General features: G+C 69.2%; 25 protein-coding genes. 14 read left to right on the top strand and 11 right to left on the bottom strand.

The window, feature by feature from the left end; all coding sequences use genetic code 11:
• The first annotated feature begins 53 nt into the window (after positions 1-53).
• The 3 genes from mmsA (at position 54) to ACFV9G_RS18680 (ending at position 3,949) form a co-directional block, all read left to right on the top strand.
• Positions 54-1,586, top strand: coding sequence for a multiple monosaccharide ABC transporter ATP-binding protein (gene mmsA / locus ACFV9G_RS18690; RefSeq protein WP_378729001.1), 1,533 nt, complete (start codon positions 54-56; stop codon positions 1,584-1,586).
• Between the two features lie 6 nt (positions 1,587-1,592).
• A complete protein-coding gene (mmsB, locus tag ACFV9G_RS18685; protein WP_378729000.1) occupies positions 1,593-2,879 on the top strand; it encodes a multiple monosaccharide ABC transporter permease in 1,287 nt (428 codons plus the stop codon).
• A gap of 194 nt (positions 2,880-3,073) precedes the next feature.
• Positions 3,074-3,949: a 1,4-dihydroxy-2-naphthoate polyprenyltransferase gene (locus ACFV9G_RS18680; protein WP_378728999.1), complete on the top strand. Its 876-nt coding sequence runs from the start codon at positions 3,074-3,076 to the stop codon at positions 3,947-3,949.
• Between the two features lie 105 nt (positions 3,950-4,054).
• On the opposite strand, the gene ACFV9G_RS18675 is transcribed toward ACFV9G_RS18680, so the two are convergent.
• The 3 genes from ACFV9G_RS18675 to ACFV9G_RS18665 all read right to left on the bottom strand — a co-directional run bounded on the left by ACFV9G_RS18675 (position 4,055) and on the right by ACFV9G_RS18665 (position 6,861).
• Entirely contained in the window at positions 4,055-5,065 is a 1,011-nt protein-coding gene (locus tag ACFV9G_RS18675; protein ID WP_378728998.1) for a type IV toxin-antitoxin system AbiEi family antitoxin domain-containing protein, read from the bottom strand.
• A 196-nt stretch (positions 5,066-5,261) separates the two neighbouring features.
• Positions 5,262-6,527, bottom strand: coding sequence for an MFS transporter (locus ACFV9G_RS18670; protein WP_378728997.1), 1,266 nt, complete (start codon positions 6,525-6,527; stop codon positions 5,262-5,264).
• Positions 6,528-6,687: 160 nt separating this feature from the next.
• Positions 6,688-6,861: a hypothetical protein gene (locus ACFV9G_RS18665; protein ID WP_160158737.1), complete on the bottom strand. Its 174-nt coding sequence runs from the start codon at positions 6,859-6,861 to the stop codon at positions 6,688-6,690.
• Between the two features lie 460 nt (positions 6,862-7,321).
• Here ACFV9G_RS18665 and ACFV9G_RS18660 point away from each other — a divergent pair, with 460 nt between their 5' ends.
• The 10 genes from ACFV9G_RS18660 to ACFV9G_RS18615 all read left to right on the top strand — a co-directional run bounded on the left by ACFV9G_RS18660 (position 7,322) and on the right by ACFV9G_RS18615 (position 20,205).
• On the top strand, positions 7,322-7,588 hold the full coding sequence (locus ACFV9G_RS18660; RefSeq protein ID WP_091043078.1) for a hypothetical protein: 267 nt from the start codon (positions 7,322-7,324) through the stop codon (positions 7,586-7,588).
• Positions 7,589-7,627: 39 nt separating this feature from the next.
• On the top strand, positions 7,628-8,800 hold the full coding sequence (locus ACFV9G_RS18655; protein WP_378728996.1) for a hypothetical protein: 1,173 nt from the start codon (positions 7,628-7,630) through the stop codon (positions 8,798-8,800).
• On the top strand, positions 8,797-11,520 hold the full coding sequence (locus ACFV9G_RS18650) for an ATP-binding protein (RefSeq protein ID WP_378728994.1): 2,724 nt from the start codon (positions 8,797-8,799) through the stop codon (positions 11,518-11,520). Before ACFV9G_RS18655 ends, ACFV9G_RS18650 begins: the two co-directional genes overlap by 4 nt.
• Positions 11,520-13,661, top strand: coding sequence for a hypothetical protein (locus ACFV9G_RS18645; RefSeq protein ID WP_378728993.1), 2,142 nt, complete (start codon positions 11,520-11,522; stop codon positions 13,659-13,661). Before ACFV9G_RS18650 ends, ACFV9G_RS18645 begins: the two co-directional genes overlap by 1 nt.
• Before the next feature lie 62 nt (positions 13,662-13,723).
• Positions 13,724-14,191 carry a hypothetical protein gene (locus ACFV9G_RS18640; RefSeq protein WP_378728992.1) on the top strand — a complete coding sequence of 156 codons (468 nt, stop codon included), beginning with the start codon at positions 13,724-13,726 and terminating at the stop codon, positions 14,189-14,191.
• A 4-nt stretch (positions 14,192-14,195) separates the two neighbouring features.
• Complete coding sequence (locus ACFV9G_RS18635; protein WP_378728991.1) at positions 14,196-16,139, top strand: peptidoglycan DD-metalloendopeptidase family protein; 1,944 nt, start codon at positions 14,196-14,198, stop codon at positions 16,137-16,139.
• Between the two features lie 45 nt (positions 16,140-16,184).
• Positions 16,185-17,225, top strand: coding sequence for an AMP-binding protein (locus ACFV9G_RS18630; RefSeq protein WP_378728990.1), 1,041 nt, complete (start codon positions 16,185-16,187; stop codon positions 17,223-17,225).
• Positions 17,222-18,211, top strand: coding sequence for an o-succinylbenzoate synthase (locus ACFV9G_RS18625; RefSeq protein WP_378728989.1), 990 nt, complete (start codon positions 17,222-17,224; stop codon positions 18,209-18,211). Before ACFV9G_RS18630 ends, ACFV9G_RS18625 begins: the two co-directional genes overlap by 4 nt.
• A gap of 9 nt (positions 18,212-18,220) precedes the next feature.
• Positions 18,221-19,825: a 2-succinyl-5-enolpyruvyl-6-hydroxy-3-cyclohexene-1-carboxylic-acid synthase gene (gene menD, locus ACFV9G_RS18620; RefSeq protein ID WP_378728988.1), complete on the top strand. Its 1,605-nt coding sequence runs from the start codon at positions 18,221-18,223 to the stop codon at positions 19,823-19,825.
• A gap of 35 nt (positions 19,826-19,860) precedes the next feature.
• On the top strand, positions 19,861-20,205 hold the full coding sequence (locus ACFV9G_RS18615) for a hypothetical protein (RefSeq protein WP_378728987.1): 345 nt from the start codon (positions 19,861-19,863) through the stop codon (positions 20,203-20,205).
• 2 nt (positions 20,206-20,207) lie between these two features.
• On the opposite strand, the gene ACFV9G_RS18610 is transcribed toward ACFV9G_RS18615, so the two are convergent.
• The 5 genes from ACFV9G_RS18610 to ACFV9G_RS18590 all read right to left on the bottom strand — a co-directional run bounded on the left by ACFV9G_RS18610 (position 20,208) and on the right by ACFV9G_RS18590 (position 22,722).
• The gene (locus ACFV9G_RS18610) at positions 20,208-20,420 is read right to left on the bottom strand and encodes a helix-turn-helix domain-containing protein (RefSeq protein ID WP_378728986.1); all 213 of its coding nucleotides are present in this window, start codon (positions 20,418-20,420) and stop codon (positions 20,208-20,210) included.
• A complete protein-coding gene (locus ACFV9G_RS18605) occupies positions 20,417-21,112 on the bottom strand; it encodes a DUF2975 domain-containing protein (RefSeq protein WP_378728985.1) in 696 nt (231 codons plus the stop codon). The genes ACFV9G_RS18610 and ACFV9G_RS18605 overlap by 4 nt, the downstream gene beginning before the upstream one ends.
• Before the next feature lie 202 nt (positions 21,113-21,314).
• A complete protein-coding gene (locus ACFV9G_RS18600) occupies positions 21,315-21,884 on the bottom strand; it encodes a TIGR03086 family metal-binding protein (protein WP_378728984.1) in 570 nt (189 codons plus the stop codon).
• Positions 21,881-22,366 carry an SRPBCC family protein gene (locus ACFV9G_RS18595; protein ID WP_091043047.1) on the bottom strand — a complete coding sequence of 162 codons (486 nt, stop codon included), beginning with the start codon at positions 22,364-22,366 and terminating at the stop codon, positions 21,881-21,883. The genes ACFV9G_RS18600 and ACFV9G_RS18595 overlap by 4 nt, the downstream gene beginning before the upstream one ends.
• Positions 22,363-22,722 (bottom strand): ArsR/SmtB family transcription factor, encoded by a 360-nt coding sequence (locus ACFV9G_RS18590; protein WP_378728983.1) that lies wholly within the window; start codon positions 22,720-22,722, stop codon positions 22,363-22,365. Before ACFV9G_RS18590 ends, ACFV9G_RS18595 begins: the two co-directional genes overlap by 4 nt.
• Before the next feature lie 213 nt (positions 22,723-22,935).
• On the opposite strand from ACFV9G_RS18590, the gene ACFV9G_RS18585 reads away from it, so the two are divergent.
• Positions 22,936-23,766, top strand: a complete 831-nt coding sequence (locus ACFV9G_RS18585; protein ID WP_378728982.1) for a GH25 family lysozyme — start codon at positions 22,936-22,938, stop codon at positions 23,764-23,766.
• A 24-nt stretch (positions 23,767-23,790) separates the two neighbouring features.
• On the opposite strand, the gene ACFV9G_RS18580 is transcribed toward ACFV9G_RS18585, so the two are convergent.
• From ACFV9G_RS18580 to ACFV9G_RS18570, 3 genes are read right to left on the bottom strand one after another with little or no spacing between them, the layout of a single operon-like run.
• Positions 23,791-24,069, bottom strand: coding sequence for a YciI family protein (locus tag ACFV9G_RS18580; RefSeq protein WP_378728981.1), 279 nt, complete (start codon positions 24,067-24,069; stop codon positions 23,791-23,793).
• Entirely contained in the window at positions 24,069-24,701 is a 633-nt protein-coding gene (locus tag ACFV9G_RS18575) for an MBL fold metallo-hydrolase (protein WP_378728980.1), read from the bottom strand. The genes ACFV9G_RS18580 and ACFV9G_RS18575 overlap by 1 nt, the downstream gene beginning before the upstream one ends.
• 23 nt (positions 24,702-24,724) lie before the next feature.
• On the bottom strand, positions 24,725-25,216 hold the full coding sequence (locus ACFV9G_RS18570) for a hypothetical protein (RefSeq protein ID WP_378728979.1): 492 nt from the start codon (positions 25,214-25,216) through the stop codon (positions 24,725-24,727).
• Positions 25,217-25,223: the final 7 nt, after the last annotated feature.

Below are 25,223 nucleotides of genomic sequence, written 5' to 3'. Positions count from 1 at the left end.
GGGTCCCTCCGGACCGGGCCCACGCCTGCACCTGGCCAGATAGCAGGAACCACATGAGCTCACCGATCCTGGAGATGCGCGGCATCACCAAGGAGTTCCCCGGCGTCAAGGCGCTCGCCGACGTCAACCTCGTCGTCAACCGCGGTGACATCCACGCGATCTGCGGTGAGAACGGCGCCGGCAAGAGCACCCTGATGAAGGTGCTCAGCGGGGTCTACCCCCACGGCACCTACAGCGGCGACATCGTCTTCGAGGGCGAGACCGCGAAGTTCGCCAACATCCGGCAGAGCGAAGCCGCCGGCATCGTGATCATCCACCAGGAGCTCGCCCTCATCCCCGAGCTCTCGATCGCGGAGAACATCTTCCTCGGCAACGAGACCGCCAAGCGCGGCATCATCGACTGGGGCCGCGCCAACCGCGAGGCGATCGACCTGCTCGCGCGGGTCGGCCTGCGGGAGAACCCGCTGACGCCGGTGAAGAACCTCGGTATCGGCAAGCAGCAGCTGGTCGAGATCGCCAAGGCGCTCTCGAAGGAGGTCAAGCTCCTCATCCTCGACGAGCCGACCGCCGCCCTCAACGACGACGACTCCCAGCACCTTCTCGCGCTCCTGGAGGGGCTCAAGGAGAAGGGGATCACCTCGATCATGATCAGCCACAAGCTGAACGAGATCGAGCAGATCGCCGACGAGATCACGATCATCCGCGACGGCCAGAGCATCGAGACCCTCTCCGTCGCCGCCGGTGGCGTGGACGAGGACCGGATCATCCGCGGGATGGTCGGCCGTGACCTCGAGAACCGCTTCCCCGATCACACCCCCTCCATCGGAGACGTCCTCTTCGAGGTGCGCGACTGGACCGTCATGCACCCGCAGGACAGCCACCGTGAGGTCATCCGCCAGGCCAACCTGTCCGTGCGAGCCGGTGAGATCGTCGGCATCGCGGGAATGATGGGCGCGGGACGTACGGAGCTGGCGCGGTCGATCTTCGGGCGCTCCTACGGCTCCCGGACCTCCGGCTCGCTGGTGCTCGACGGCGCGGAACTGCAGCTCAACACGGTCACCCAGGCGATCGATGCGGGCATCGCGTACGTCTCGGAGGACCGCAAGGGTCTCGGGCTCAACCTCATCGACGACATCAAGACCTCGATCACCGCGGCGGCGCTGAAGAAGCTGCGCACCGGGCTCGTCGTCGACGAGCACAAGGAGGTCGTGGTCGCCGAGGGCTACCGCAAGAACCTCAACATCAAGGCGCCCTCGATCACGGCCGGGGTCGGCAAGCTCTCCGGCGGCAACCAGCAGAAGGTGGTGCTGTCCAAGTGGATGTACACCGACCCGAAGCTGCTGATCCTCGACGAGCCGACCCGAGGCATCGACGTCGGCGCCAAGTACGAGATCTACGGGATCATCCAGGAGCTCGCCCGCAGCGGTCGCGGCGTACTGGTGATCTCCTCCGAGCTGCCCGAGCTGCTCGGTCTGTGTGATCGCATCTACACGCTCGCCGAGGGCGTGATCACCCATGAGTTCGACCGCTCAGAGGCCACCCAGGAGTCCCTGATGCGCTACATGACCGCGGACGCGAGGAAGTAACCCCCGATGAATGCCCTGCTCAACACGCTGCGCGGGAACGTCCGCCAGTACGGGATGATCATCGCTCTGGCGGCGATCGTCATCCTCTTCCAGATCTCGACCGAGGGCGTGCTGCTCAAGCCGCTCAACGTCTCCAACCTGGTCGTCCAGAACGCCCAGATCCTGATCCTGGCCATCGGCATGGTGATCGTGATCGTGGCGCGCCACATCGACCTCTCGGTCGGCTCCGTGGCCGCCTTCGTCGGCGCGGCCGCGGCGATCATGATGACCCAGTACGACTTCCCGTGGTGGCTGGCCGTCTTCCTCGGCCTGCTGATCGGCACCGCCATCGGCGCCTGGCACGGCTTCTGGGTGGCGTACGTCGGGATCCCGGCGTTCATCGTCACGCTGGCCTCGATGCTGCTCTTCCGCGGGCTCACCCTGGTCGTGCTCAAGGGCGCGACCGTCGGTGGTCTGCCCGAGCAGTTCAAGGCGATCGGCAACGGCTTCCTGCCCGAGATCGGGCCGGACACCGGGCTGCACAACCTGACGCTCCTCATCGCGGTGGCCGCCGTCGGTGTGCTGATCTTCCTCGAGGTGCGTCGCCGCAACGCCCAGATGGCCTACAACTTCGACGTCCTGCCGTTCCCGCTCTTCGTGGTGAAGCTGGCGCTGCTGACGATCGTGATCATGTACTTCGCCTACCTGCTCGCCGACGCCCGCGGCCTGCCGATCGTCGGCCTGATCCTGGCCGGGCTGATCGTGGTCTACACGTTCATCATGAACAAGACCGTCTTCGGCCGCCACGTCTACGCGATCGGTGGCAACGTCGACGCGGCCACGATGTCCGGCGTCAACACCAAGCGGGTCGACTTCCTGGTCATGGTGAACATGGGTCTGCTGTCGGGCCTCGCGGGCCTGGTCACGACCGCCCGCCTGACCGCCGCGAACCCCAAGGCCGGCGTGAACTTCGAGCTCGACGCGATCGCCGCCGCCTTCATCGGTGGCGCCGCCGTCACCGGCGGTGTCGGCACCGTCGTCGGCGCGATCATCGGTGGTCTCGTCATGGGTGTCCTCAACAACGGCATGTCGCTGCTCGGTGTCTCCATCGACTGGCAGCAGGCCATCAAGGGCCTCGTGCTCCTGCTCGCCGTCGCCTTCGACGTGTGGAACAAGCGCCGCACGGCAGGGTCCGGTGGTGCCGGTGCCGAGGCCGCCGAGCCCAGCGCTCCGCCGCCCGACAAGCTGGCCGAGGAGATCGAGGCCATGGAGGCCGAGCTGAGCGTCGACTCCAACGATCCGCCGAAGACCTGATCCATCCCTCACACCCCCACCCCTCGACCCCTGCCTCCCCCCGGGCAGGGGTCGTTGGGTTTTCGGTGTCCGGCGGCACCTGTAACACGCTGTTCGTAGGACTACTCGCCCTATCGGAACGACCGGATAGCCCTACGAACGACGTGTTACATCCCCGCCGCACCCGCCGCGAGCCACAGGTGTTGAATAGCGGGGTGGCAAACTCCGCTCAGTGGCTCCAGGGAGCCCGTCCTCGCACACTCCCCGCTGCGCTCGCGCCGGTCATCGCCGGCACCGGGGTGGCTGCGTACGCCGGTGGCCTGGTCTGGTGGAAGGCGCTGCTCGCCCTCGTGGTGGCGCTGGCGCTGCAGGTGGCGGTCAACTACGCCAACGACTACTCCGACGGGATCCGGGGCACCGACGACGACCGCGTGGGCCCGCTGCGGCTGACCGGCTCCGGCCTCGCCGCGCCGGCCGCGGTCAAGCGCGCCGCGTTCATCGCCTTCGGGATCGCCGCGGTCGCCGGCCTGGTGCTGGCGCTGACCTCGGCATGGTGGCTGATCCTCGTGGGGCTGGTCTGCATGATCGCGGCCTGGTACTACACCGGCGGCTCGCGCCCCTACGGTTACGCCGGGCTCGGCGAGGTCATGGTCTTCGTCTTCTTCGGGCTCGTCGCGGTCATCGGCACCACGTTCGTCCAGACGCAGAGCTGGGAGTGGGGCGCGTTGTGGGCCGGTGTCGGGATCGGCGCGATCACCTCTGCGCTCCTCGTCGCCAACAACCTCCGCGACATCCCCGGCGACACCGAGTCCGGGAAGATCACGCTCGCCGTACGCCTCGGCGACGCGCGGACCCGCTGGCTCTACGTCGCCCTCGTGGCCGTCGCCGCCGTCTCCGTGGTGCTCGTGGCCCTGACGACGTCCTGGTGGGCGCTGCTCGGTCTCGGCTTCATCGCCGTCGCCGCGCAGGGCGTACGCACCATCCTCGACCGCGCCAACCTAGGCCCGCGCCTGATCCCCGTCCTCCAGCAGACCGGGATGGCCACGCTGGTGTGGGGGCTGCTCGTCGGCGTACCTCTGCTGTTCGTCTGAACGCGTTCCGGGAGGTGTAACACGCTGTTCGTCGGACGATCGGTCGTTCTCATCGGGCGAGTAGTCCTACGAAAGACGTGTTACACCACCGACCGACAGCCCACCTCAGGCGGCCTTCGAGCGACGCACGCGGAATCGTTCCAGGTCCGAGATGTCTGTGCCGAAGGCTCGGCAGGTGACGAGATACTCCCGGTGCAGGCGGTCCTTGAGGTAGTTGCGGTTGGGGCCGAAGAGGTCGTCCCACTCGACCCGTGACATGCCGAGATGGAAGCCGTGGGCCCAGTCTTGCCGTGTCTTCTCGTCAGCCAGGATTGCGTCGACCGATCTGAGCGCCAGGCCGCCGTCAGACGCAGGCACGTACTTGTTCCGGCCGTCGAACTCAAAGAGGTGACGGCCGACCCGAAGATCGAATCGGGCAGTACGTACGCCGTCCGTGATCTCGAACTGAGTCTCGATGCCGGTCATGCCGATCTCTTCGAGTACGTCGCGGGTGAGTGATTCGCCGACGGACTCTGCCCCGGGGTGGGAGAGCTCGATGGCCTCCCGTGCCAGACGACGGTTGGGCCAATGCTTCATATCGTCGAGGACCCCCCAGAGGTCGTCGACGGACGCCCCCATCTGTCTGGCGGAATCGACGGCGACAACCCCGTACGGCCGGCCGTGCTCCCGCGCGATGTCGATCGCCGTCCGGGCTGGACCGAGCAGGTCGAACCCGTTCGCCTGCCTCAGCTGACTCGCGAGGTAGGGCGCAAGGTGATGCTTCACGCCCCACTTGTTGTGGGTGCCGACGACAGGATGGCGAGTGACATGGGTTTGAGCCTTCCGGGGAAGGAGGATGCCCATCTCGAGTTCGAGGGCGGCGGTTTCATGGCTGCGTACGAACGGAACCGTGATCGCCGCGCAGGCGGCCCGGTCACGGAGGCGCCGCCTCTCGGTCGGCAGCGTGATGCTCTCCACGTACGCCCGTTCGGCATAGACCCCACGACGCACTGCGGTCCACAAGCCGCTGTTGACGTGGCGATAGATCGTGTCGAGATCGAGGCCGGCTGCGAGCGCCTGGCTGCGGGTGACCAGCCCATGGTTGGCCGCCATGATCGCCTGGATGCGTGGGTTCATGGTCTCAGCCTGCGGCGTCGCGCCGACGCATGCCGGCGCTCAGCGACGCGCTGTGGATAACCCCGACACGAGGTGGGCCTGTGGATGGCTGGCGGCTCGGTGCGGAGCCTCGGGCGTGTGTAACACGCTGTTCGTAGGACTATCGGGTCGCTCAAATAGGGCGAGTAGTCCCACGAACGACGTGTTACACGGCGCGCTACGCCGGCGCAGGGACGGGCTGGGCCCGGCGGGCGAGGTAGCGCTCGGCGGCGCGGGCGGAGGGGTGGACGCCGATCGCGGCGATGACGATGATCCCGGCGATGATGGCCCAGCCGAGATGGCCGAGCTCCATGGCCAGGAAGGTGTACGCCGCAGGGGCCCAGACGGTGCCGAGGGTGTAGCCGACCTGGGCGGCGCCCTGGTAGTCGCCGCGGTGCTCCGGGTCGGAGAGATCGGCGACCAGACCCCACTCGCCGGCGGACTGGAAGAGCTCGGCGCCGGTGACGGTCACGTGGCCGAGCCAGACGAGGGCGATCGTGATCAGGCCGACGGTGTCGTGGGTGACGGCGATGATCGCGCAGGAGGCCAGGAAGCAGAGCGCGCCGCGGCGCTGGGCCTTCAGTGATGTCGTCACGTCGGTCACCCCGCGGGCGGCGATCACCTGCAGCCCGACGGCCATGACGGTGTTGGTGCCGAACAGCCAGGCCAGCAGCACCCGTGGGGCGTCGGTCTCCTGGACCAGCCACAGCGGGATGACGACGTTGAGCAGGACCTGATGGGTGCCGAGCACTCCGTCGAAGAAGGTCGTCGCGAGGAACGCGCGGTTGCGCAGGGCGCCGAGGCGGTCGCGTACGTCCGGCTTCATGTCGCCGGGCGAGGCAGCCGTGGCGAGGCGGGGGAGGCGCGAGATCCAGTAGGCGTTGACCAGGAGGACCACGGCGGTCATCAGCGGGACGGCCTTGATCAGGGTGTTGGAATCGGCGGCCAGAGCGAGACCGCTGGCCAGGGCGCCGAGCGTGTAGCCGACGTTGCGGGCGGCCCGCATGTAGGCGAACGAGCGCACCCGGGTCGCCGCGGGGAAGACCGAGATCCGGTAGGCGTCGCGACCCGACCGCTGCCAGGAGGCGGCGAGCGCGAGGAGCACCTCGACGGCGACGTACGCGGCGAAGTTGCCGACGAGAACCCAGGAACCGAACAGCAGCGCCTGGAGTACGGCACCGGCGATCCAGCTGAACCGGGTGCCGAGACGATCCGCGAGTCGGCCCAGGGGGACGGCGAACAAGAAGGTTGCAGCGCCCGCGATCGTGAGACCGAGGCCGACCTGTGCGGCAGAGAGGCCGACGATCTGGGTGAAGAAGACCGCCGAACCGGTGAGAAAGGTGCCTTCGGCGAAGGCCGAGAGCACCGACTGGTACGACATCGCCCGGATGAGCGGGTCGTCTGAGAGGACCTTGTCCCTCAACCGGATGAAGTGAGGGGACAAGACGACTCCAAACTATCTTGACATCGAGACAAGCGCAGTCTTGTCATCGCGGCGTCCGACGTCAAACAGTTATCCGTGCTGATCGGTCCCCAAACCGGGCAGCGAAGAAAAAGGAGTCCATCGCGCCGACGCCCGGGCGTCGGCGTAGGTCATGGCGAGGTCAGCGGGTGGAGCCCTCGATCGTGCCGATCACGCCGCCGAAGACGTCGGTGGTGACGCCCCAGATGCCGCCAGCGATAGCCGAGACCGTGTTGGTCAGTCCCTGCGGATCGGTGAACAGCCAGAACCCGACGAACAGGGCGCCGATGACGATGAAGATCTTCTTCTTGTCCATGTGAGCTCGTCCTCCCGAGAAATCCGATTGAATGTTGTGTAAATTCGCGAATCCGGACGCAAGCGCGCGAAATTCGCGAGGATGCACCGGGATATAGATTCGCTGAAGTTAGCCTCCCCTCGCAAGAATTCAGCGAAGGAGACCACTGAGCGGGACAGTGTCGCGCCCAGCGGTCCGGTCTGTGGCATGGCGGCCTGGTGAGGCGGTCGTCCGGTGCGCCCGCAGGCGCGCGGTGAGCACGTGTCGTCAGGTGGAACGAGGTGCGTTACGGCGGTCTGGGGACTACGCTCGTCTCACATGGCGGTGGCGTTTGTCCAGAAATGCCGATGCCCGGGAGTTCGCGTCAGCCCGCGGGAGGGGCAAGGCGCCTCCACCCACCGGTGCCGCATGGGGCTGCGCCGGGCGGGACAACCGAATACTTCCGGCAACCACACCTCACCTCGGGAAAGGGAGCAGAACAATGGCACCGCACCAGTTGATTCAAAGTACGACTCAAGCCGCCGAGTATGGCACCGGCGGCCTGGCCGAGTGGATCACCGACAACATCATCACGCTGGTCGTCCTGATCTTGGGCGTCACGGTCCTGTGGGCTGCCCGCAGCGGGAACATCTCCAAGGCCGTCACGATCGTCGGTGGCCTGATCATCGGTCTCGGCGTCCTCGGCCTGGCCGTGGGCAACAACGCCACGGACCTCGGTCAGTGGATGGCTGGTCTCTTCAAGGGGTGAACCCGGTCCCGTTAGCTAACCCAGGGAGGGATCTCGGGGATGAGGCTGCCTGACGACGACGAGCTGTACGAGGTCGACCAGACCTATCTCGGCCCCCCTCGTCGCTACATCGGGGAGATGCGTTATCGCACCATCTTCCTCTTTCTGGTGATCGCACCATTGACGCTTGTGCTGCTGCGCAAGCTCGGCATGCCGGTGACGCTGCTGAGCATGGGGCTGTGGCTGATCGGCGCCTCCTTCCTCTCGATGAAGGCCTCCGACTACATCAGCTCGGAGAGCTCGGCCGGCGCCTGGCTGATGACCTTCTGGCACGAGCTGACCACGCCGCGCGTGGAGACCAGCGCCCAGTACGCGGGCGGCGCGGCTGTCGCCTTCCGGCACGCCACGAGCCCCCGCGGCGGCTGGGCGAAGGCCATGCGGCGACCCGGCCGGCGGTTCGCGCAGCAGCCGGGTGCCACCCCCTCGCCGAGGGCGCTGCAGGCGACGGTCGTCACCTCGACCCCGAGTGCCCAGACCGGACATGTCGCGTCAGCGGGACGTACGGCTTCGGGCTTCGCTTCAGCGGGACACACTGCTTCGGGCTTCGCTTCAGCGGTGCCGGTACGCGGCAAGGCCGCGCCCGTGCGACCCGTGATCGAGGCGAAGGTCGTCGAGGAGCCGCTCCCGGCCCACCTCTCGGTCCAGGCCGAGGCGCAGCCTGCGAGGCAGCAGCACGCCACCGGCGTACGTCCGGCGAAGGGCGGCTGGTCGAGCCGACCGTCCTCCTCGCCGCGTGAGCCCCGCGACGTTCCGTGGAAGGGTGGCGCGCCGTGGCAGGCCCGGCAGGAGCCGGAGCAGCCCGCGCCGGCCGCGCCGCCTGCGCCGCCTGCCCCGCCTGCGCCCCCAGCCCAGCCCACTGCGGCGCCACCGCCACCCCCGCCGCCTCCTCCGCCACCGCCACCGCCTGCCCAGGAGCCCGCGCCCAGGCCAGCCCGGCAGCCGCTCTCGCATGCGGTCAGGCCGGCCGTGGTGATCGCGCCGGAGCCAGGGTTCGACGAGGAATGGGACGAGGCCGACGAATGGGACGACTTCGACGATGCCCCCTCGGGGAGCACCCGTCCCAGGGACAATCAGGACGAGCGGGCGGTGCCTGACGGGCGCCTGCAGAGTGTGGACGACTACCGCAAGCGCCTCGACGGCGACGACGCACCCAACGACGGAGGAACCGCATGAGGCGGCCGCGAACGGAGCGGGCCTACGGGCCTGGCTTCGAGAAGCCCAAGCCGGGACGCAAGAGCGTCTTCGGCCGGGGCGGCGACGACTCGAAGGGCGTCCGTGAGCCGAGAGGCGACATGTGGGCGCTGGAGGAGGTGCGCGGTCACCTGACCTTCACCAGCGACCGGATCATCGCCTGGTACCTCGCCGAGCCGCAGACCTGGTCGTTCCGCGCCCACTCGGACCTCGAGGCCCTGATCACCGACCAGGCGAGCCAGCTGGCCGACCTGGTCGGCAACACGGTCCACGGCCGGGTCACCACCCGCCCCTATCCCGTACGTCACTGGGCGCATGCCGCGTTCGCCAACGCTCCCGACCCGCAGCCCGGGTTCGAGGAGATGATGGCGCGCAACCAGGCTCATATGGCCGCCCACAGCCAGGCGGACAAGCTGGTCTACTACGGCGTCGACCTGGGCCGCCGCGACGCGACGGTGAGGACGCTGGCGAAGTTCTCCGCCGGTGCCGCCGAGCGCGAGATGGCAGCGATCAGCGAGCGCCTCGACACGGTCAACCGGGTGATGTCGCGTCCGGGCTTCTCCGCGCGGCCGGCAGTCGGTCACGACATGGAGTGGATGATCGCCCGTTCGCTCTCCCTGGGCGCCAAGATCCCGGTGCCCGAGCCGGGTGAGGCCCAGCAGAACTTCCTCGACACCGACGACATGGCCGAGTGGTTCGAGTCGGTCGCCTGGTCGGCCGAGCCGCTGGCACCGACGGTGCAGGTCACCAGCAGCATCGGTGGCCGCCAGGAGACCAGCCACGTGTGCGTGCTGACGGTCTCCCGGATCGGCGACATCGAGGTCCCGGAGACCCACGCGCCGTGGATGGCGAAGACCGACGCGCTCGGCTTCCCGGTGGAGTGGTCGTTCCGGGTCGAGCCCCGCTCGCCGGATGACGTCTCCCGCGAGATGGCGTCCCTGACCCGCCGCATCGACGGCCAGGTCAGCCACTGGTCCGACGACCACGGCAAGCGGCCTCCCAAGCAGCTCTCCCGTCAGGCCGGCCGAGCCGCCGACGTCGAGGACGAGATGCGTTCGGAGTTCACGGGCCTGTCCACCCGGACCAGAGGCTGGTACCGGATCGCCGTCACCGGCCGCAGTGAGGCGGAGGCGCTCGACAAGGCGCAGAAGGTCGTCGACCTCTACCGGCCGCAGATCAAGATCACCCGCCAGCTGGGGCAGTATCACCTGGCTCGCGAGTTCGTCCCGGGCGAGCCGCTCGCGTCGACCGCCCACGCCCGGAAGTTCCCGGTCCTCAAGGTCGCCGCCGGGCTCCCGGCGGTCACCGCCGAGGTCGGCGACAAGCGCGGCTTCTACCTCGGCGAGACCTCCGCGATGGCCTCCCGGGCCGTGCTGATGGACCCGTGGTACCTGACCGAGGTCATGGAGCAGGCCGGCCTGATCCCGCTCGTCGGCACGCCCGGTTCCGGTAAGTCGACCCTGATGGGCGTCGTCATCTACATGTCGATCCTGTCCGGCATCCACGGTGTCGCCATGGACCCGGCCGGGCGGCTGCAGCGGCTGATGACGCTGCCCGAGATCGGCGGCGGCGTCTTCAACGGCCAGCAGGTGCCCGCCCGCGCCCGCAGCGTCGACGTCCTCGGCGGTCGACCGGGAAGCCTGTCGCCGTACGCCGTCGTCCCCGACCCCAACCCGGAGCTGATCCGCGCCGAGGCGATGTCGGACCACGAGTTCGCCGAGCGGCTCCACCGGGAGCGGTCCGCGGCCGTACAGCAGCGCCGCGACCTGACCGTTTCGGTGCTCCGCTCCTGCCTCCCGGTCGGACTGGCCAACAACGAGGAGGTGCTCAAGCGCATCCGCGCCCGCGTCATGGAGGCGCAGGCCGACCGCGGCGCCGACACCTCGACGATCGTGAAGATGCTCTTCGAGGGCGACGGCGGTGACCACGAGATCGGCCGCGAGCTCGCCGCCGCCCGTGAGCGTGAGCTCGGCCGCCTCTTCTTCGGCAACGACTTCCTGCAGTCCGACAAGGAGCTGAAGGGCACGCCGTTCACCTTCTACAACCTCAAGGGGCTCAACACCCCGCCCGAGCACGTGCCGCGCGAGGAGTGGAGTGCCGAGGAGCAGATGGCGCGCCCGATCATGACCCTCGCCGCCTGGTCCGCGCTGCACCTGATCTACCGCAGCGACCCCAACGAGCGGAAGCTGTTCGCGCTCGACGAGGCCCACGAGGTCACCCAGGCGAGTGGTGGCACCGGGCGGGCCCTGGTCCACAAGCTCTCCAGCGACTCCCGCAAGAACAACTGCGCCGCGCTGGTCTCGACTCAGAACGCCTCCGCGATCCTGGGCTCCGACATCAACAACTTCGTCGGGGCGGCCTTCGTGGGACGTACGCAGGACGAGGGTGCCCAGCGCGACGCGCTCAAGCTGCTCGGCAAGCCCGAGGGTCTGGGCTACGAGTCGATCCTGGCGCGGCTCTCGCCGCGCACCAGGCGTGGTGACGAGCAGCTCGGCTACCGCGAGTTCATCTACCGCGACGGCCTCGGTGGCGACACCGGTCACGGCGGCATGGAGATCATCAAGGTCACCCTCAACCACCACCCGGGTCTGCAGGAGGCGCTCAACACCACCGCCGACCCCACCCGCCGCGTCAGCCGAGCCATCGGCGGCGAGCCGACCGATCTTCCCAGGACCGAGCTCTCCGGGGACGGGATCGGCTGATGCCGCCGCGCCCCACCCACCACAGGGCAGCCCTGCGCCGTAGGGCCGCTGCCCTCGTCGTACTCGTGGTCGCTCTGCTGTCCGTCGCCGGTCCGGCGGCTGCGGGGCCGAGGGGGATCGATATCCCGATCCCGTTCGATCCGACGGGTGGGCTCTCGGGTGTGAGCGATGCGTGCAACAACCTTGACGCGCCGATGCCGGCGTCTCCGTATGGGGACGGCAGCTTCATCGTGCGGATGACGGCGTTGGGGGCGGCGTCGAAGGCGGGCACGGAGCTGAACGACCCGGAGAAGGTCAACGACGAGCTGGATCCGTTCCGCAACAAGGACGAGGTCTCGTTGGAGTCGGCCTATGGCACGACTCCGCAGTGGTGGACCTATGACAACGGGTGCACGGGGCAGTTCGTCGCAGGTGCGGGGACCTCGATCGGCAACATCATGTTGGAGATCTCGGGGATCCTGCCGAACTGGTCGCATGCGTTGCTGAACGCGGTGATCGGCGAGGACTCGTTCCTGAGGGCGCTGGACGATCCGATCGTGGCGGCGAGCAAGGCGGTCACCGACGGGGTGTGGGCGCCGTGGGTGAGCGTGGTGCTGTTGCTGGTGGCGGCGACGGTGATGATCCGCGCGCGGGATGGCCGGTTCGCGCGGGCGGTGACCGCTGCGGGTTGGGCGCTGGGTGTGCTGGTGGTGACCTCCTGGCTGATCCAGTACCCGGTGGAGTCGACCAAGCTGGTCGATGAGGGGGTCCGGTCGGCGACGGGGATGATCGCGACCGGGTTCAACGACGGCAAGACGGTCCCGGGTGTCGGTGACGACGAGTTCGGTGAGACCGATGCGGTCAAGGCCGTGGATGCTCAGATGGACGAGGTGGTGCGTTCGACGCAGTACCGCACCTGGCTGGCCGGTGCGTTCGGTGATCCCGACTCGGCCACGGCGAAGAGGTATGGGCCGCGGGTGTTCCGGTCGACGCACTTCTCCTGGCAGGAGTACGACACCTACCGCAAGGACCCGAACGGGGATGGCAAGAAGGTCCTGGAGGCCAAGCAGGACGCGTTCAAGAAGCATGCCGAGGCGGTCAAGAAGTCGGACCCGGTGGCCTATGAGTACTTCAAGGGCGAGCACTGGTCCCAGCGGGCGACCACTGCGTTGGTGAACCTGGTCGTGGTCGTGGTGGTGTGCGGGTTCTTGCTGGTGGCCGGGTTGGCGATCTTGTTGTCGTTCGCGTTGATCCGGTTGATCGTGCCGTTCGCGCCGGCGGCGGGGGTGCTGTTCATGCTGGACCACACCCGGGACGCGGCGGTGGCGATGCTGAAGCGGGTGGTGGGTCCGCTGGTGATGGGCCCGATCTACTTCCTGGTCGCGCTGTTGCTGCTGCGGCTGGACTCGGCGATCTTGGGCTCGACGATGTGGTTCGTGCTGCAGCTGGCGTTGATCGCGGTGCTGACCGTGCTGGCCTGGCGCCTGACCCGGCCCGCCGCCTACGGCATCCCGTTGCCGGGCATGGGCCGGCTGACCTCGATGCTCTCCTCGTACGTCGGCACCCGGACGGGCACCGAGGCCGGGATCCGCGACGCGGCCGAGGACCGGCCGCCCGTCCCGGGCGGTGGCCCGGCGGGCACCGGATCGGTCTCGAGCCCCGGCGGCGTCTACATGCCCGGACACGAGCTGACCGGCAGCCGGCCGACGATGACCGCCGAGCAGGTGCCCAACCAGGCGCCGGTGACGGCGGCCGGAGCGCTGGGTGCCGGAGCGAGCGCGAGCAACACACCGACGTACGCCCTGGGGTCCTCGATGAGCGGCGAGGAGGGGGAGCGGGTGGCCGGTCAGTGGTTCGACTCGCGCTCCGTCGAGCGCGACGAGCCGGCGTTCCGTGATGAGGCGCGCCCAGGGTTCGCTGCCGGGCAGGTCTACAACAACGACCGCCCGGAGGCGCCGAACCCGGTCGACTACACCGCGGGCGCCTACGCCGACCGCGAGCCGGAGCCGCCGCGACAGTCCCCGGTGGCGGAGGCCAACGTGGACTACGACTCCGACGGCAACGCGGTCTTCGTCATCTACTCACCGAACGGGAACCGCTCGGTGCCCGTCGACAACAGTCCGGGCCGGTCCGAGGGCTGGTCTGAAGGAGGAGCCCGGTAGTGCGGTCGACAACGACGCGTGGTGTGCTGTGGGAGGTCATCGCGCCGGTGCTGAGGTGGCCCATGAGGTCGCCGTTCCGGTTCTTCTCGGTGGTTGTCGGCATCGTCTTCGTCATCTGGCTGATCGCCCAGGTGAGCGACGCCCCCGACGCCGAGCCGGCCGCGCAGCCCGACCGGGGATCCGCGTCGGCGCAGCAGAGCGCCTCCGCGAGCGGATCGCCGGCGCCCGTCCCGGACCCGACTCCCTTGGCGACCAAGTTCGTCGTCGCCTGGGCCCGTCCCGACCTGACCACCGAGGAGTGGTGGGCCGGGATCAACGCCGCCCGCCCGGACGAGTCGCTGGCCCAGGCCCTGGGCACCACCGACCCGGCGACCGTGCCGGCGTCCAAGGTGGTCGGCGCCGCGAAGGTCCTCGAGCAGACCGACGGGGAGGCACGCGTCGAGGTCGCCACCGACGGTCCCAAGGTCATCGTCTACCTGACCCTGGTGGACAACGTCTGGTACGTCGCGAACATTCTTCCGGGGGGATAGGGCGATGTGGATCTTCAAGGCGCGTCTGATCTGGGGGATCGTGGCCGGGGTGGCCACGTTCGTCCTGGTGGTCACGGGTGGCTTGGTGATCCTCATCGGTGGTCTTGCGAGCACCGAGCAGAGCAACCAGGACCAGGCCGAGTCGGGCTGTGTCGGCGGGACCAACGCGATCCAGGCCGGAAACCTGGGACCGGACGGTGAGGTCCCCGAGGGCAGCATCGCCGGGTTCGACACCGAGCAGATCCAGAACGCCCGGACTATCGTGGCGGTCGGCAAGCAGTCCGGCGTGCCCGCCTACGGGTGGGTGATCGCGCTCGCGACCGCGATGCAGGAGAGCACCCTGCGCAACCTCAACTACGGCGACCGCGACTCACAGGGCCTCTTCCAGCAGCGCCCGGTCTCCGGCTGGGGTTCGGTCGCCGACATCACGAACCCGGTCAAGTCCGCCCAGGCGTTCTACGGCGTCGCCACCCACACCGGCAACACCGGGCTCCTGGACATCCCCGGCTGGCGCAAGATGCAGGTCACCGCGGCGGCGCAGGCGGTGCAGCGCTCGGCGTTCCCGCTGGCGTACGCCCAGCACGAGGACGAGGCGCGGGCTCTCGTCGCAGCGCTCGCCGACGGGGTCTCGGCCGCCGACCTGACGGCCACCGCGACGGATGTGTCCTGCACGATCGGCATGGCCGGGATCAGCACCAGCGTCGTACGTCCCATCCAGGCCGGCCTCGCGGTCGACCAAGGCAACTACGGCAACTCCGGCTCCAACTGGGCCAACATGCACACCGGCAACGACTACTCCTCGCCGTGCGGCACGCCCGTGCAGGCGGCCCACGGCGGCACCGTCGTCCTCGAGTCGGGCGGCAGCTGGGGCTGGTCGGGGCGCTGGCTGGTGAAGGTGCAGACGGCACCCGGCAACCTGACCACCTGGTACGGCCACATGCAGTCGCTCTCGGTGGCCGCGGGGCAGACGGTGAAGGCCGGGCAGGTCATCGGGCAGGTCGGCAGCGAGGGCAACTCGACCGGCTGCCACCTCCACTTCGAGGTGCACCCGCACGGCGGCGGCTACCTGCAGGACCAGGTGGACCCGGCGGCGTGGCTGACGAAGAACATCGGCAAGACCCTCGAGGCGACCAAGCAGGTCGGCGGGCTGCCGGGCGCTGGTCAGCCCGGCGCCTCCCCGGCGGCCGTCTCCGGCCCGCAGGTCCGCCTGGCACAGGCCAACATCAAGGTCTCCATGTCCCGCTCGAGATACCGCTCCGACCTGGCCGAGGTCATGAAGCACGGACCCGACTTCGTCTCCTTGAACGAGGCCCAGTCACGTACGGTCTCCGACATCTCGGTGCGGGGATACGGCACCTACCGAGCCTCGGAGGATGAATACGGTCGTCGGAGCCAGGCGCTGAGTCCGGTCGTCATGTGGCGCACCGACCGCTGGGTGGCGGTCGACAAGGGCACCGTCCAGCTCACCAAGCCGGTCACCGGAGTCAAGAACGACAACAGGTACGCCACCTGGGTGGTCCTCGCCAGCAGCGACGGCTCCGGGCGTATCTCGGTGATCTCCACCCACACCATGACCTCGCCCGCCAAGAGCGCACAGGCGCGTAAGGACGAGGCCCAGCGCGGCTTCGCGAAGCTCGCCGGACTGGCGCAGGGGCTGCAGAAGTACGGCCCGGTCCTCGTTGCCGGCGACCTCAACTCGCCCTACCCGCGCAACGGTGGCGACGGGGATCCGTGGGGTCCGAAGCCGTTGATGGCCAAGGCCGGGATGACCTCCTCCTTCGAGACCCTCGGCGCGCCCGCGCAGGGCTGGGCCACCCACGACGGCGGCGGCACCATCGACTGGCTCCTCGGCTCGAGCTCCACCGCCACCCCCACCCGCCACGCCACCTTCAAGCTGGACTCCGACCACCACGGCCTGGTCGCGGACTTCGACATCCGCGGCCAGTAGCGGCCCACGGCGAGCCCGCGTAGCGCAGGAGATAGCGTTGGGGGTGTGAACGACGCGGTGGAACGGGCTGAGGGCACCGTCGCCGCGATGGCCGAGTGGCTCGCCGGGGGTGGGCCGGAGCACTGGGTCGTGGAGACCTCGGGATCGACCGGCAGGCCCAAGCGGGTGATGCTGTCGCGCGAGGCGATGAAGGCGTCGGCAGCGGCGTCGGCGCGACGGGTCGGGGCGAGCGGGCAGTGGCTGCTGACGCTGCCGGAGTCGTACGTCGCCGGGGCCAATGTGATCGCGCGCTCGCTGCTGGCCGGCCACGAGCCGGTGATCGCCGCCGCCCACGGATCCTTCGCCGAGGCCGCTGGAGCGATGATGCCGGGGCCGCGGTTCGTCTCGATGGTGCCGACCCAGCTGCACCGGATCATCGAGTCGGGCGGCGACGACCTCGCCGCCCTGGCCGGGTTCCACACGCTGCTGCTCGGAGGTGGCCCGATCGACCCGTCGCTGCGGGCCCGTGCCGAAGCGGCTGGGATCGTCGTGGTCGCCACCTATGGCTCGGCCGAGACCTGTGGCGGGTGCGTCTACGACGCGATGCCGCTGGACGGCGTGGGGATCGCGATCGGCACCGACGGCCGGGTCCGGATCAGCGGCCCGACGCTCTTCGACGGCTATCAGGACGACCCCGAGCAGACCGCGACCGCCCTGGTCGACGGCTGGTTCCTCACCTCCGACGCCGGCACCCTGGACGAGGACGGCCGGCTCCGCATCCTCGGTCGGGTCGATGACATGGTGATCACCGGCGGCGTGAAGGTGCCCGCGGCGCTCGTCGCCAGAAGGCTCCGTGAACACCCGTCCGTCGTCGCCGCGGAGGTTCTCGGCACCCCCGACGAGGAGTGGGGCCAGCGACTGGTCGCCTTCGTCGTCGGCGACATCGACGCCGCCGCGGCCCGCGAGTGGGTCGCCGCTGAGCACCCGCGCTCCTGGGCGCCCCGTCAGGTGGTTGCGCTCGACGAGATCCCGCTTCTCGGCAACGGCAAGCCCGACCGGCAGGCCCTCCTCGCGCTCGCCACGACCAACGAGGCGGAGACGCGATGACCGACCAGATGCATGTCTTCTCCCTTCCGATGACCACCCGCTTCCGCGGGATCACCGTGCGCGAGGGCCTGGTCATCTCGACAGGCTCGATACATCGCCTCGAGGGGGCCATCGGGTGGGGCGAGTGGTCGCCGTTCCTCGACTACGACACCCCCGAGATCGAGCCCTGGCTGCGCTGCGCGGAGGAGGCGGCAGCGGGGGACTGGCCGGCGCCGGTCCGTGACGCCGTCCCCGTCAACGCGACCGTGCCGGCCGTCGGCCCCGAGCGCGCCCACGAGATCGTGACCCGCTCCGGGTGCGCGACCGCCAAGGTCAAGGTCGCCGACCCGGGCCAGAGCCTGGCCGACGACATCGCTCGCGTCGAGGCGGTCCGGGACGCCCTCGGCCCCTCCGGCAAGGTGCGGATCGACGTCAACGGGCTCTGGACCGTCGACGAGGCGCTCGCCGCGATCGGGGTGCTGGACCGGGCCGCCGGCGGGCTCGAGTACGTCGAGCAGCCCTGCCCCACGGTCGAGGAGCTCGCCGCCGTACGCCGCAAGGTGGAGGTCCCGATCGCCGCGGACGAGTCGATCCGGCGGGCCGCGGACCCCTATCGCGTACGCGATCTCCAGGCTGCCGACGTGGCCGTGCTGAAGGTGCAGCCGCTGGGCGGCGTACGCGCCTGCCTGCGGATCGCGGAGGACATCGGGCTGCCGTGCGTGGTCTCCTCGGCGCTGGAGACATCGGTCGGGATGGCCGCCGGGATCGCGCTCGCGGCGGCGCTGCCTGAGCTGCCCTATGCCTGTGGGCTCGGCACGGTCTCGATGTTCACCGAGGACATCGCCGCCGTCCCGCTCCTTCCGGCAGGCGGTGTCCTGCCGGTGCTACCTTCCTCGCCCGCCCCGGAGCGCCTCGTCGCCGACCCGGCGTTGCGGGCCACCCCGGAGCGTACGGAGTTCTGGCGCAGGCGGCTGGCTGACGTGATGGCGTACCGGGAAACGCTCTGAGGAGGATGGATGCCCACTGCTACTGAGCTCGCCCGGGCGGTCGTCACCGCGCTCGTGGAGGCGCGGGTCACCGACATCGTCGTCGCGCCGGGATCACGCAACGCGCCGTTGTCGTTCGCCGTCCTCGACGCCGCGCGAGCGGGTCTGCTGCGGCTGCACACCCGGATCGACGAGCGCTCGGCCGGCTTCTTCGCGCTCGGCCTGACCAAGGTCGGTTCGCGCGCGGCGGTGATGTGCACCTCCGGCACCGCGGTCGCCAACTTGCACCCGTCGGTGCTGGAGGCCGCTCACTCCGGAGTGCCGCTGGCCGTCGTCACGGCCGACCGTCCGGCACGCCTGCGGGAGACCGGTGCGAACCAGGTCACCGACCAGGTCGGCATCTTCGGCCGGCTGGTGGAGACCGTCGACCTGGCCGACGCGCCGGACGAGAACACGATCGCTGCCCTCGACTCCGCGCGCGGCCCGGTCCACTGGAACATCCAGCTCGACGACCCGCTGACCCCGCCCGACAGATGGCAGCCGGGGGAGGTCGCGGTCCGTCCGGAGCCCGTACGTCCCGAGCTGATGATCTACGAGTCGATCCCGACCGGTGCCGGCACGCCGCGCACGGTCGTCGTCGCGGGTGACGACGCCGGTCCGCCCTCCCGGATCCTGGCCCAGGACGGCGGTTGGCCGCTGCTCGCCGAGCCGTCCTCGGGCGCGCGCACCGGCGACAACGCCCTGCGCTCCTACCGGCTGCTGCTCGAGTCACCGCTCGCCGAACGGATCGAGCGGGTCGTCGTCTACGGCCACCCGACCCTCTCCCGGCCGGTCACCAACCTGCTGGCTCGCGCCGACGTCGAGGTCATCGCGGCCCCGGTCGACGGTGTCTGGGCCGCGCGCCCGTTCCGGGTCGACCGCACGATCCGCACCCGGCTCCACGTCGAGGGTGAGCCCGATCCGGCGTGGCTGGAGGAGTGGCGCTCCGCGGATCGCGAGCTCGGTCGCCAGGTGGGCCGGCTGCTCCACGAGCAGCAGCAGATGACGGCGTACGACGTCGCCGGCTGTGTCGCCCGCGCCCTGCCCGACCGCGGGCTGCTGATGCTCGGCCCCTCCAATCCCGTACGCGACCTGGACCTGATGATGCGGCCCAACAACGTCGGCGGACGGCGGAAGGTGATCGCCAACCGCGGCCTGGCCGGCATCGACGGCATCGTCTCCACGGCGATCGGCGCCGCCGTCGGTCGTTCCTGGTCGACGCGGGCGCTCGCGCTGATGGGTGACGTCACCTTCCTGCACGATGCCGGCGGGCTGCTGCTCGGTCCCGAGGAGGTCCGCCCGGACCTCACCATCGTCGTCGCGAACGACGACGGCGGCTCGATCTTCGCCTCCCTCGAGCAGGGCGCCGACGATTACGCCGACAGCTTCGAGCGCCTCTTCGGCACCCCGCACGGGACCTCGCTGGAGGCGCTCTGCGCCGCCCACCGCATCCCGCACCTCGCGGTCACCTCCGTACCCGAGCTCGAGGCCGCCCTCGCCTCGCCCAACGGCGGCATCGAGGTCGTCGAGGCGGTCGTCTCCCGGGATGGACGTCGCGAGCTCGATCTCGCCATCCGCGCCCTCGCTCGTTCCTGAGCCTGCGACCGGGCCGGGCGTGGCACAGTGTGCCCGTGACCGAACAGCAGCAGTGGCCTGGCGTGGTGCCGTACGTCGAGTTCTACACCGGCGCGAAGCGCATTCTGGTGCTGCACCTGACCAGCGGAAACGTGATGCTGGCCAACAATCCGGGCAAGCTCCCGCCGATCGCGAGCATCGACGGGCGGCAGTATGTCGTCTACTGGGGGACCGTGTCGTTCGAGATCCCGGCCGAGCGCGCCTGCCACGTCAGCGTCCACGTCGAGGGTGACTACATCCAGCAGGCCGCCACCATCCTGCTCTCGCCCGGGCCCGAGCAGGTCCAGCTGACGTACGCGACCCACTACACCTCGGGTGTCGGCTCCCTGACGCTGTCCTGAGGTCAGCGCACCCGGAGGATGTCGCCAGGCTGGCACTCGAGTACGTCGCAGATCGCGGTGAGCGTCGAGAACCGGATCGCGCGCGCACGGCCGTTCTTGAGGATCGACGCGTTCGCCAGGGTGATCCCGATCCTGTCGGCGAGCTCGGTGAGCGTCATCCCGCGCTCCTCGAGGAGGGCGTCGAGGTGCACGGTGACTCGATGGTCCTCGGTCATACGGTGAGATCCACCTCCTTCTGGAGATGCGCCGCACGGATCAGGATGCGAGCGAACGTGATCACGCCGAGCCCGACGACCAGGAGGGTCACGTCCAGAGGGAAGCTGGCGACAAGCTGGGACTGCCAGGTCATGCCCAGCTCTGCGGTCGTCACCGATGCCAGGAAGATGCCGTTGCCGAGTGCTGTGGCCGCGGGCACGAGGATCGACATCGCCACCAGGAACTTGCCGAGCCGACCGAGCCAGATGATCGGTCTGACGGCGAAGAGGCCGTCCTCGCGTGCCACCCGGATCAGCCGGCGAATCAGCAGACAGGTGCCGAAGATGTAGACCACGCTGATCGGCCGGCCGAGTGCGGCAGCCACCCGCTGTGTCGCTGTTGGGTTGTCGATGCAGAACGTGGTGCCGCTCGGCGACAGGTGGGTTCCGGGTCGCACGAGATCCGGCCCCGGGATCTTCGTGTCTTCGCCCTCGGGCAGGCCGATGATCATGTTGTCGGTCGAGACGCAGGGGTGGTCGTCGTTGAACCCGAGGATCGAAACCGATGAGTGCGGGCTGGTGAAGGGTAGGACGATCGCCGCGACCAGGAGCATCGCGAAGACTGCGATCTGGATCCAGAGGATCGCGCTGATGATCCGCTCGATCGGTTCGAAGGGGTCGCTCGCGAGCGACGCGGGGATGTCCCTGGCCATGGCGGTCCTTATCGATAAACGATGTTATCGAGGGACAATAAACGACCCCGTCACTGACCGCAGCCGATTCCACAACGAACCCTTGTAGCGGTGAAGCAGGTCGCTGCCGTGGCCCCCGACGTTGCCTACGTCAGTTGGCGGCAGTTCGTGAGTGCTTTCACAAGCTGCCGTTCAACTGACGTAGGTGGGCCAGGCGAGAGCCTCAGGCCTGCCAGTAGGGGTCTCGGCCGATGAAGCCGAGGAGCTGCTCCTGAGGGGTGGCGTCGGCGGGGACCTCGACGCGCGGGCCGAACTGGCCGGAGGCGCGCATGGCGTCCTCCATGGCGGCCGCACCGGCCAGCATCGCCGAGGCGCGGTCGGCGCCGAGGTCGAAGTCGCGCCCGAGGGCGCGAGACAGGTCCCAGGAGTGCATCCAGATGTCGGGCGTGTAGATCTCCGAGAGCGCCTCGTCGAGCGGCTTGTCGCCCATGTGGGGGTTGGAGATCATCCGGTCGGCGGGATCGTCGAAGAGTTCCTGGATGTCGGCGGTGTGGGTCTTCCAGGCGGCCGCCGGGTCCGCGGCGACGTCGAGCGGCGCGAGATCCACGCCGGCCGATCCCTGCAGGAACCCACGCGACCATTCGACCAGATGCGAGACCACGTCGAGCGCGGTCCAGGCCGCCACCGGGCTGGGGCGGGCCCAGTCCTCGGCGGAGGCGGAGTCGACGATCTCGGAGAACCGGGCCGCGTCGTACGCGTGCTGCTCGCGCAGGCTCAGTCCGGCGGAGCTCATGAGAGCTCCGCGAGGAGCTCGTCGAGCTGCTCGTAGCCCTGGACGACGCCCTGGTCCATGCCGCTGGCCATGATCGCGGCCTGGGTCTCGAAGGACTCGACGACACTGAGGCCGGTCAGCCGGGTGCGGCCGCCGGGGAGCGGTTCGAGGGTGAGGTACTCCAGCGAGGCTCCGTCGGGGGCGCCGCGCCAGGTGAAGGTCTGCACGATGCGCTCGTTCTCGCGCACCTCGTGGAAGCTGCCGAAGAACTGGAACTCGTCGTCGTCCCGCTCGCCGGTGTAGGCCCAGGAGCCGCCGGTGCGGAAGTCCCATGTGGTGATGTTCATCCCGACGTCGCGGGGCCCGAGCCACTTGGCGTACAGCTCCTTCTCGGCGTGGGCGCGGAAGACGAGCTCCGGCGGAGCGTCGAACTCTCGGACGATGGTGATCGTCGGGGCGTCCTTGGAAGCCTCGATCGTGGTCTCGTGCTTCGTGGTGGTCATGATGCGTCCTCTTCTCTGGCTGGTTCTCGGGTTGGTCGGTCTTCCTGCATCTCGGCGAGCAGTGCGTCCAGGCGCTGGTAGCGCTCTTCCGCCTGCTGCTGATATCTCTCGATCCACTTGGTCATGAGGTCGAACACCTCCGCTTCGAGGCGTACGGGTGCGCGCCGCGACTCCCGGCTCACCAGGCCGGCGTCCTCGAGCACCTTGAGGTGCTTGGAGACCGCCTGGAGGCTGACGTCGTACGGCGCCGCCAGCTCACCGACGGTCGCGTCGGCCGACGAGAGCCGGGCGACCAGGTCGCGCCGGGTCGGGTCCGCCAGTGCCGCAAAGACTCGGGAGAGTCTGTCCTCGCTCATCCGCTACTCCTCAACCATTTGGTTGATAACGAGGCTAGATCGCCGCGCGGACCTTTGTCAACCACTTGGTTGAGTAATTTGCTTACCGGAAAACATTCCCCGGGGGACATCGGTTGCGGCACCATGTTTCTCAGCCACGACGGCTCTCAGTGCACGTTCCTCCTCGGGAAAGGCCCTAGCCCCATGAGTCCTTCGCGCCGCAGATCCATGAGAGTGACCGCGATTGCCGCCGGTCTCCTCCTCGCCATCTCCCTCTCCCCGACCCAGTCCGCCGGCGCCGCCGAGAAGGACGATCGCCATCTCACCCAGAAGGCGAAGTCCCACGGCGTGACCCTCGAGCACGGGGCGTACGTCGGCTGGTCGACGCCCGGCTCGGACGCCAAGGGCGGCACCAGGAACGCCCCGCCGATCAGCGCCCAGGCGACCGTCAGCGGCATCGACGTCTCCGGTCACCAGGGCAACGTCGACTGGGCCTACTGGTGGGGCCAGGGGAAGCGGTTCGCCTACATCAAGGCGACCGAAGGCACCTACTACAAGAACAGCACCTACTTCCCGCAGCAGTACAACGGCTCCTACAACCAGGGCTTCATCCGCGGCGCCTACCACTTCGCCAACCCGTCCGACTCAGGCGGCGCGGCGCAGGCCGACTACTTCGTCAACAGCGGCGGGGGCTGGTCGGCCGACGGGAAGACGCTCCCGGGGGTGCTCGACATCGAGTACAACCCCTACTCCGGCGGCACCTGCTACGGCCTCTCCCAGGCATCGATGCGCTCGTGGATCGCGGCGTTCCTGGACCGCTACCGCGCCCGCACCGGCCGTGACGCGGTCATCTACACGACCACCGACTGGTGGACGACGTGCACCGGCAACACCTCGCAGTTCGCCAGCGCGCACCCGCTGTGGATCGCCCGCTACGCCAGCACGCCGGGCACCCTGCCGGCAGGCTGGGGCTACTACACCTTCTGGCAGTACACCTCGTCACCGTTGGACCAGAACACGTTCAACGGCGCGTACGACCGGCTCCAGGCGCTCGCGCGGGGGTGACCCTCCGGGGTGGACCCCCGGTCCTCACAGACCCAGCTGGGTCTTCCAGGAACCGAGGACCGGGGTCCACTCGAAGACGCGACGCTCCTTGATCAGCCCGACCGCGAGGAACGGGTCGTCGTCCACGGCAGTCTCGACCGCGGCGATCTCGCCCTCGAAGACGAGCAGGCCGGAGCCGTCGGAGGTGGGGCCGGAGAGCACCAGGTTGTCCTGGCTCGCCAGGAACCCGCGATGCGCGTCGAGGTGCTCGGCGCGTACGTCGGGGAGGTCGTTGTAGGCGTACAGAACCGCGACGAGGGCCATCAGAGGTCAGCCCCGTCCGCGAGACGTACGTAGCCACGCTCGGCCGGGATCAGTGCGCCCGCCTGGGTGTCGAAGATGCCCGAGCCGGCCTCGGAGTAGACCCGGTCGTGTATCGCGACGGTGCTGGACGCGCCGACGGAGCGGGCGAAGTCGATCAGCTCGCTCGAGCGCGCCCACGGCGCGGAGACGGGCAGGAAGAGTACGTCCACGGCCTGGCCGGGGCCGTCGAGTGCGTCACCCGGGTGGAAGAGCGTCTGCTCGCCCGCGGTGATCAGGTAGCCCGAGTTGTCGAAGTGCGGCATGTCGGCGTGGATGACCGCGTGCTTCTCGTTGACCGCGGTGACCGGGAACCCGGCGTCGAACGACTCGCCCGGCTTCACCACCGTGGTCCGCTCGTGGACCGCCGGGGCCGTCTTCAGGATCTGCGCCGCGACCGCGCCGATGGTGTAGACCGGCGCGTCGTTGGCCTCCAGGAGGGCGGGGCTGTAGTGGTCGGGGTGCTCGTGGGTGATCAGCACCGCCGTCGCGCCGTCCAGCGCCTCGGGCTGGGTGAACACGCCCGGATCGACGACCACCACCGCCCCGTCGTGCTCGATCCGGACACAGGCATGGCCGAACTTCGTGATCCTCATGCGGCGAATCTATCGCGCGGACTCTAGACGTCGGAGCGGACCATGTTGGCGAGCCATAGTCCGAGGAAGGCGGGGAGGAGCAGGCCCCAGCCCATCTGCACCGCGGTGTCCTCGGGCAGGGCGACCACACCGATCACGGCGATGGCGCTCGGCAGCGCCCCCGCGACGATCGCGATCCCGATCTCGACGGCGGGGTGGTTGCTCCGGGAGTAGGCGAAGTAGAGGGCCATCGCCGCGGACGCCACGGCGAAGAGGATCGTCAGCACCGCAGCGATGACGAGCAGCCGGTAGGCGCCGGGTGCGTCGTCGGGGCGCTCGGCCAGCCAACTGACGGATGACCAGAAGCCGTAGCTGTCCCCGTCCTCGCCATCGTCATGGACGATCCGATAGGCCGGGACCGAGATCATCGCCACGATCAGGACTGGGACCATGAGCAGCTGTGTCCGCGCCAGCCGGTCGGCGTTCTCCTCTCCCTCGCGCAGGGCTGTGCGGATGAGGCCGTCCGAGTTCTCCATGAACGGA

Origin of the sequence: Nocardioides sp. NPDC059952 (assembly GCF_042730435.1) — a bacterium.
Taxonomy (GTDB): domain Bacteria; phylum Actinomycetota; class Actinomycetes; order Propionibacteriales; family Nocardioidaceae; genus Nocardioides.
Note: the sequence above shows the minus strand (reverse complement) of the source record. Positions and strands in the feature narration are given on the sequence as shown.

Bases quoted from the DNA above. Each gene is read 5' to 3' on its own strand.
- menD (WP_378728988.1), top strand. From the start codon at position 18,221: ATGCCCACTGCTACTGAGCTCGCCCGGGCGGTCGTCACCGCGCTCGTG.
- ACFV9G_RS18675 (WP_378728998.1), bottom strand. From the start codon at position 5,065: ATGAACCCACGCATCCAGGCGATCATGGCGGCCAACCATGGGCTGGTC.
- ACFV9G_RS18570 (WP_378728979.1), bottom strand. From the start codon at position 25,216: ATGGAGAACTCGGACGGCCTCATCCGCACAGCCCTGCGCGAGGGAGAG.
- ACFV9G_RS18645 (WP_378728993.1), top strand. From the start codon at position 11,520: ATGCCGCCGCGCCCCACCCACCACAGGGCAGCCCTGCGCCGTAGGGCC.
- mmsA (WP_378729001.1), top strand. From the start codon at position 54: ATGAGCTCACCGATCCTGGAGATGCGCGGCATCACCAAGGAGTTCCCC.
- ACFV9G_RS18600 (WP_378728984.1), bottom strand. From the start codon at position 21,884: ATGAGCTCCGCCGGACTGAGCCTGCGCGAGCAGCACGCGTACGACGCG.
- ACFV9G_RS18650 (WP_378728994.1), top strand. From the start codon at position 8,797: ATGAGGCGGCCGCGAACGGAGCGGGCCTACGGGCCTGGCTTCGAGAAG.
- ACFV9G_RS18625 (WP_378728989.1), top strand. From the start codon at position 17,222: ATGACCGACCAGATGCATGTCTTCTCCCTTCCGATGACCACCCGCTTC.
- ACFV9G_RS18655 (WP_378728996.1), top strand. From the start codon at position 7,628: ATGAGGCTGCCTGACGACGACGAGCTGTACGAGGTCGACCAGACCTAT.
- mmsB (WP_378729000.1), top strand. From the start codon at position 1,593: ATGAATGCCCTGCTCAACACGCTGCGCGGGAACGTCCGCCAGTACGGG.
- ACFV9G_RS18590 (WP_378728983.1), bottom strand. From the start codon at position 22,722: ATGAGCGAGGACAGACTCTCCCGAGTCTTTGCGGCACTGGCGGACCCG.
- ACFV9G_RS18610 (WP_378728986.1), bottom strand. From the start codon at position 20,420: ATGACCGAGGACCATCGAGTCACCGTGCACCTCGACGCCCTCCTCGAG.
- ACFV9G_RS18580 (WP_378728981.1), bottom strand. From the start codon at position 24,069: ATGGCCCTCGTCGCGGTTCTGTACGCCTACAACGACCTCCCCGACGTA.
- ACFV9G_RS18635 (WP_378728991.1), top strand. From the start codon at position 14,196: ATGTGGATCTTCAAGGCGCGTCTGATCTGGGGGATCGTGGCCGGGGTG.
- ACFV9G_RS18605 (WP_378728985.1), bottom strand. From the start codon at position 21,112: ATGGCCAGGGACATCCCCGCGTCGCTCGCGAGCGACCCCTTCGAACCG.
- ACFV9G_RS18595 (WP_091043047.1), bottom strand. From the start codon at position 22,366: ATGACCACCACGAAGCACGAGACCACGATCGAGGCTTCCAAGGACGCC.
- ACFV9G_RS18640 (WP_378728992.1), top strand. From the start codon at position 13,724: ATGAGGTCGCCGTTCCGGTTCTTCTCGGTGGTTGTCGGCATCGTCTTC.
- ACFV9G_RS18575 (WP_378728980.1), bottom strand. From the start codon at position 24,701: ATGAGGATCACGAAGTTCGGCCATGCCTGTGTCCGGATCGAGCACGAC.
- ACFV9G_RS18660 (WP_091043078.1), top strand. From the start codon at position 7,322: ATGGCACCGCACCAGTTGATTCAAAGTACGACTCAAGCCGCCGAGTAT.
- ACFV9G_RS18665 (WP_160158737.1), bottom strand. From the start codon at position 6,861: ATGGACAAGAAGAAGATCTTCATCGTCATCGGCGCCCTGTTCGTCGGG.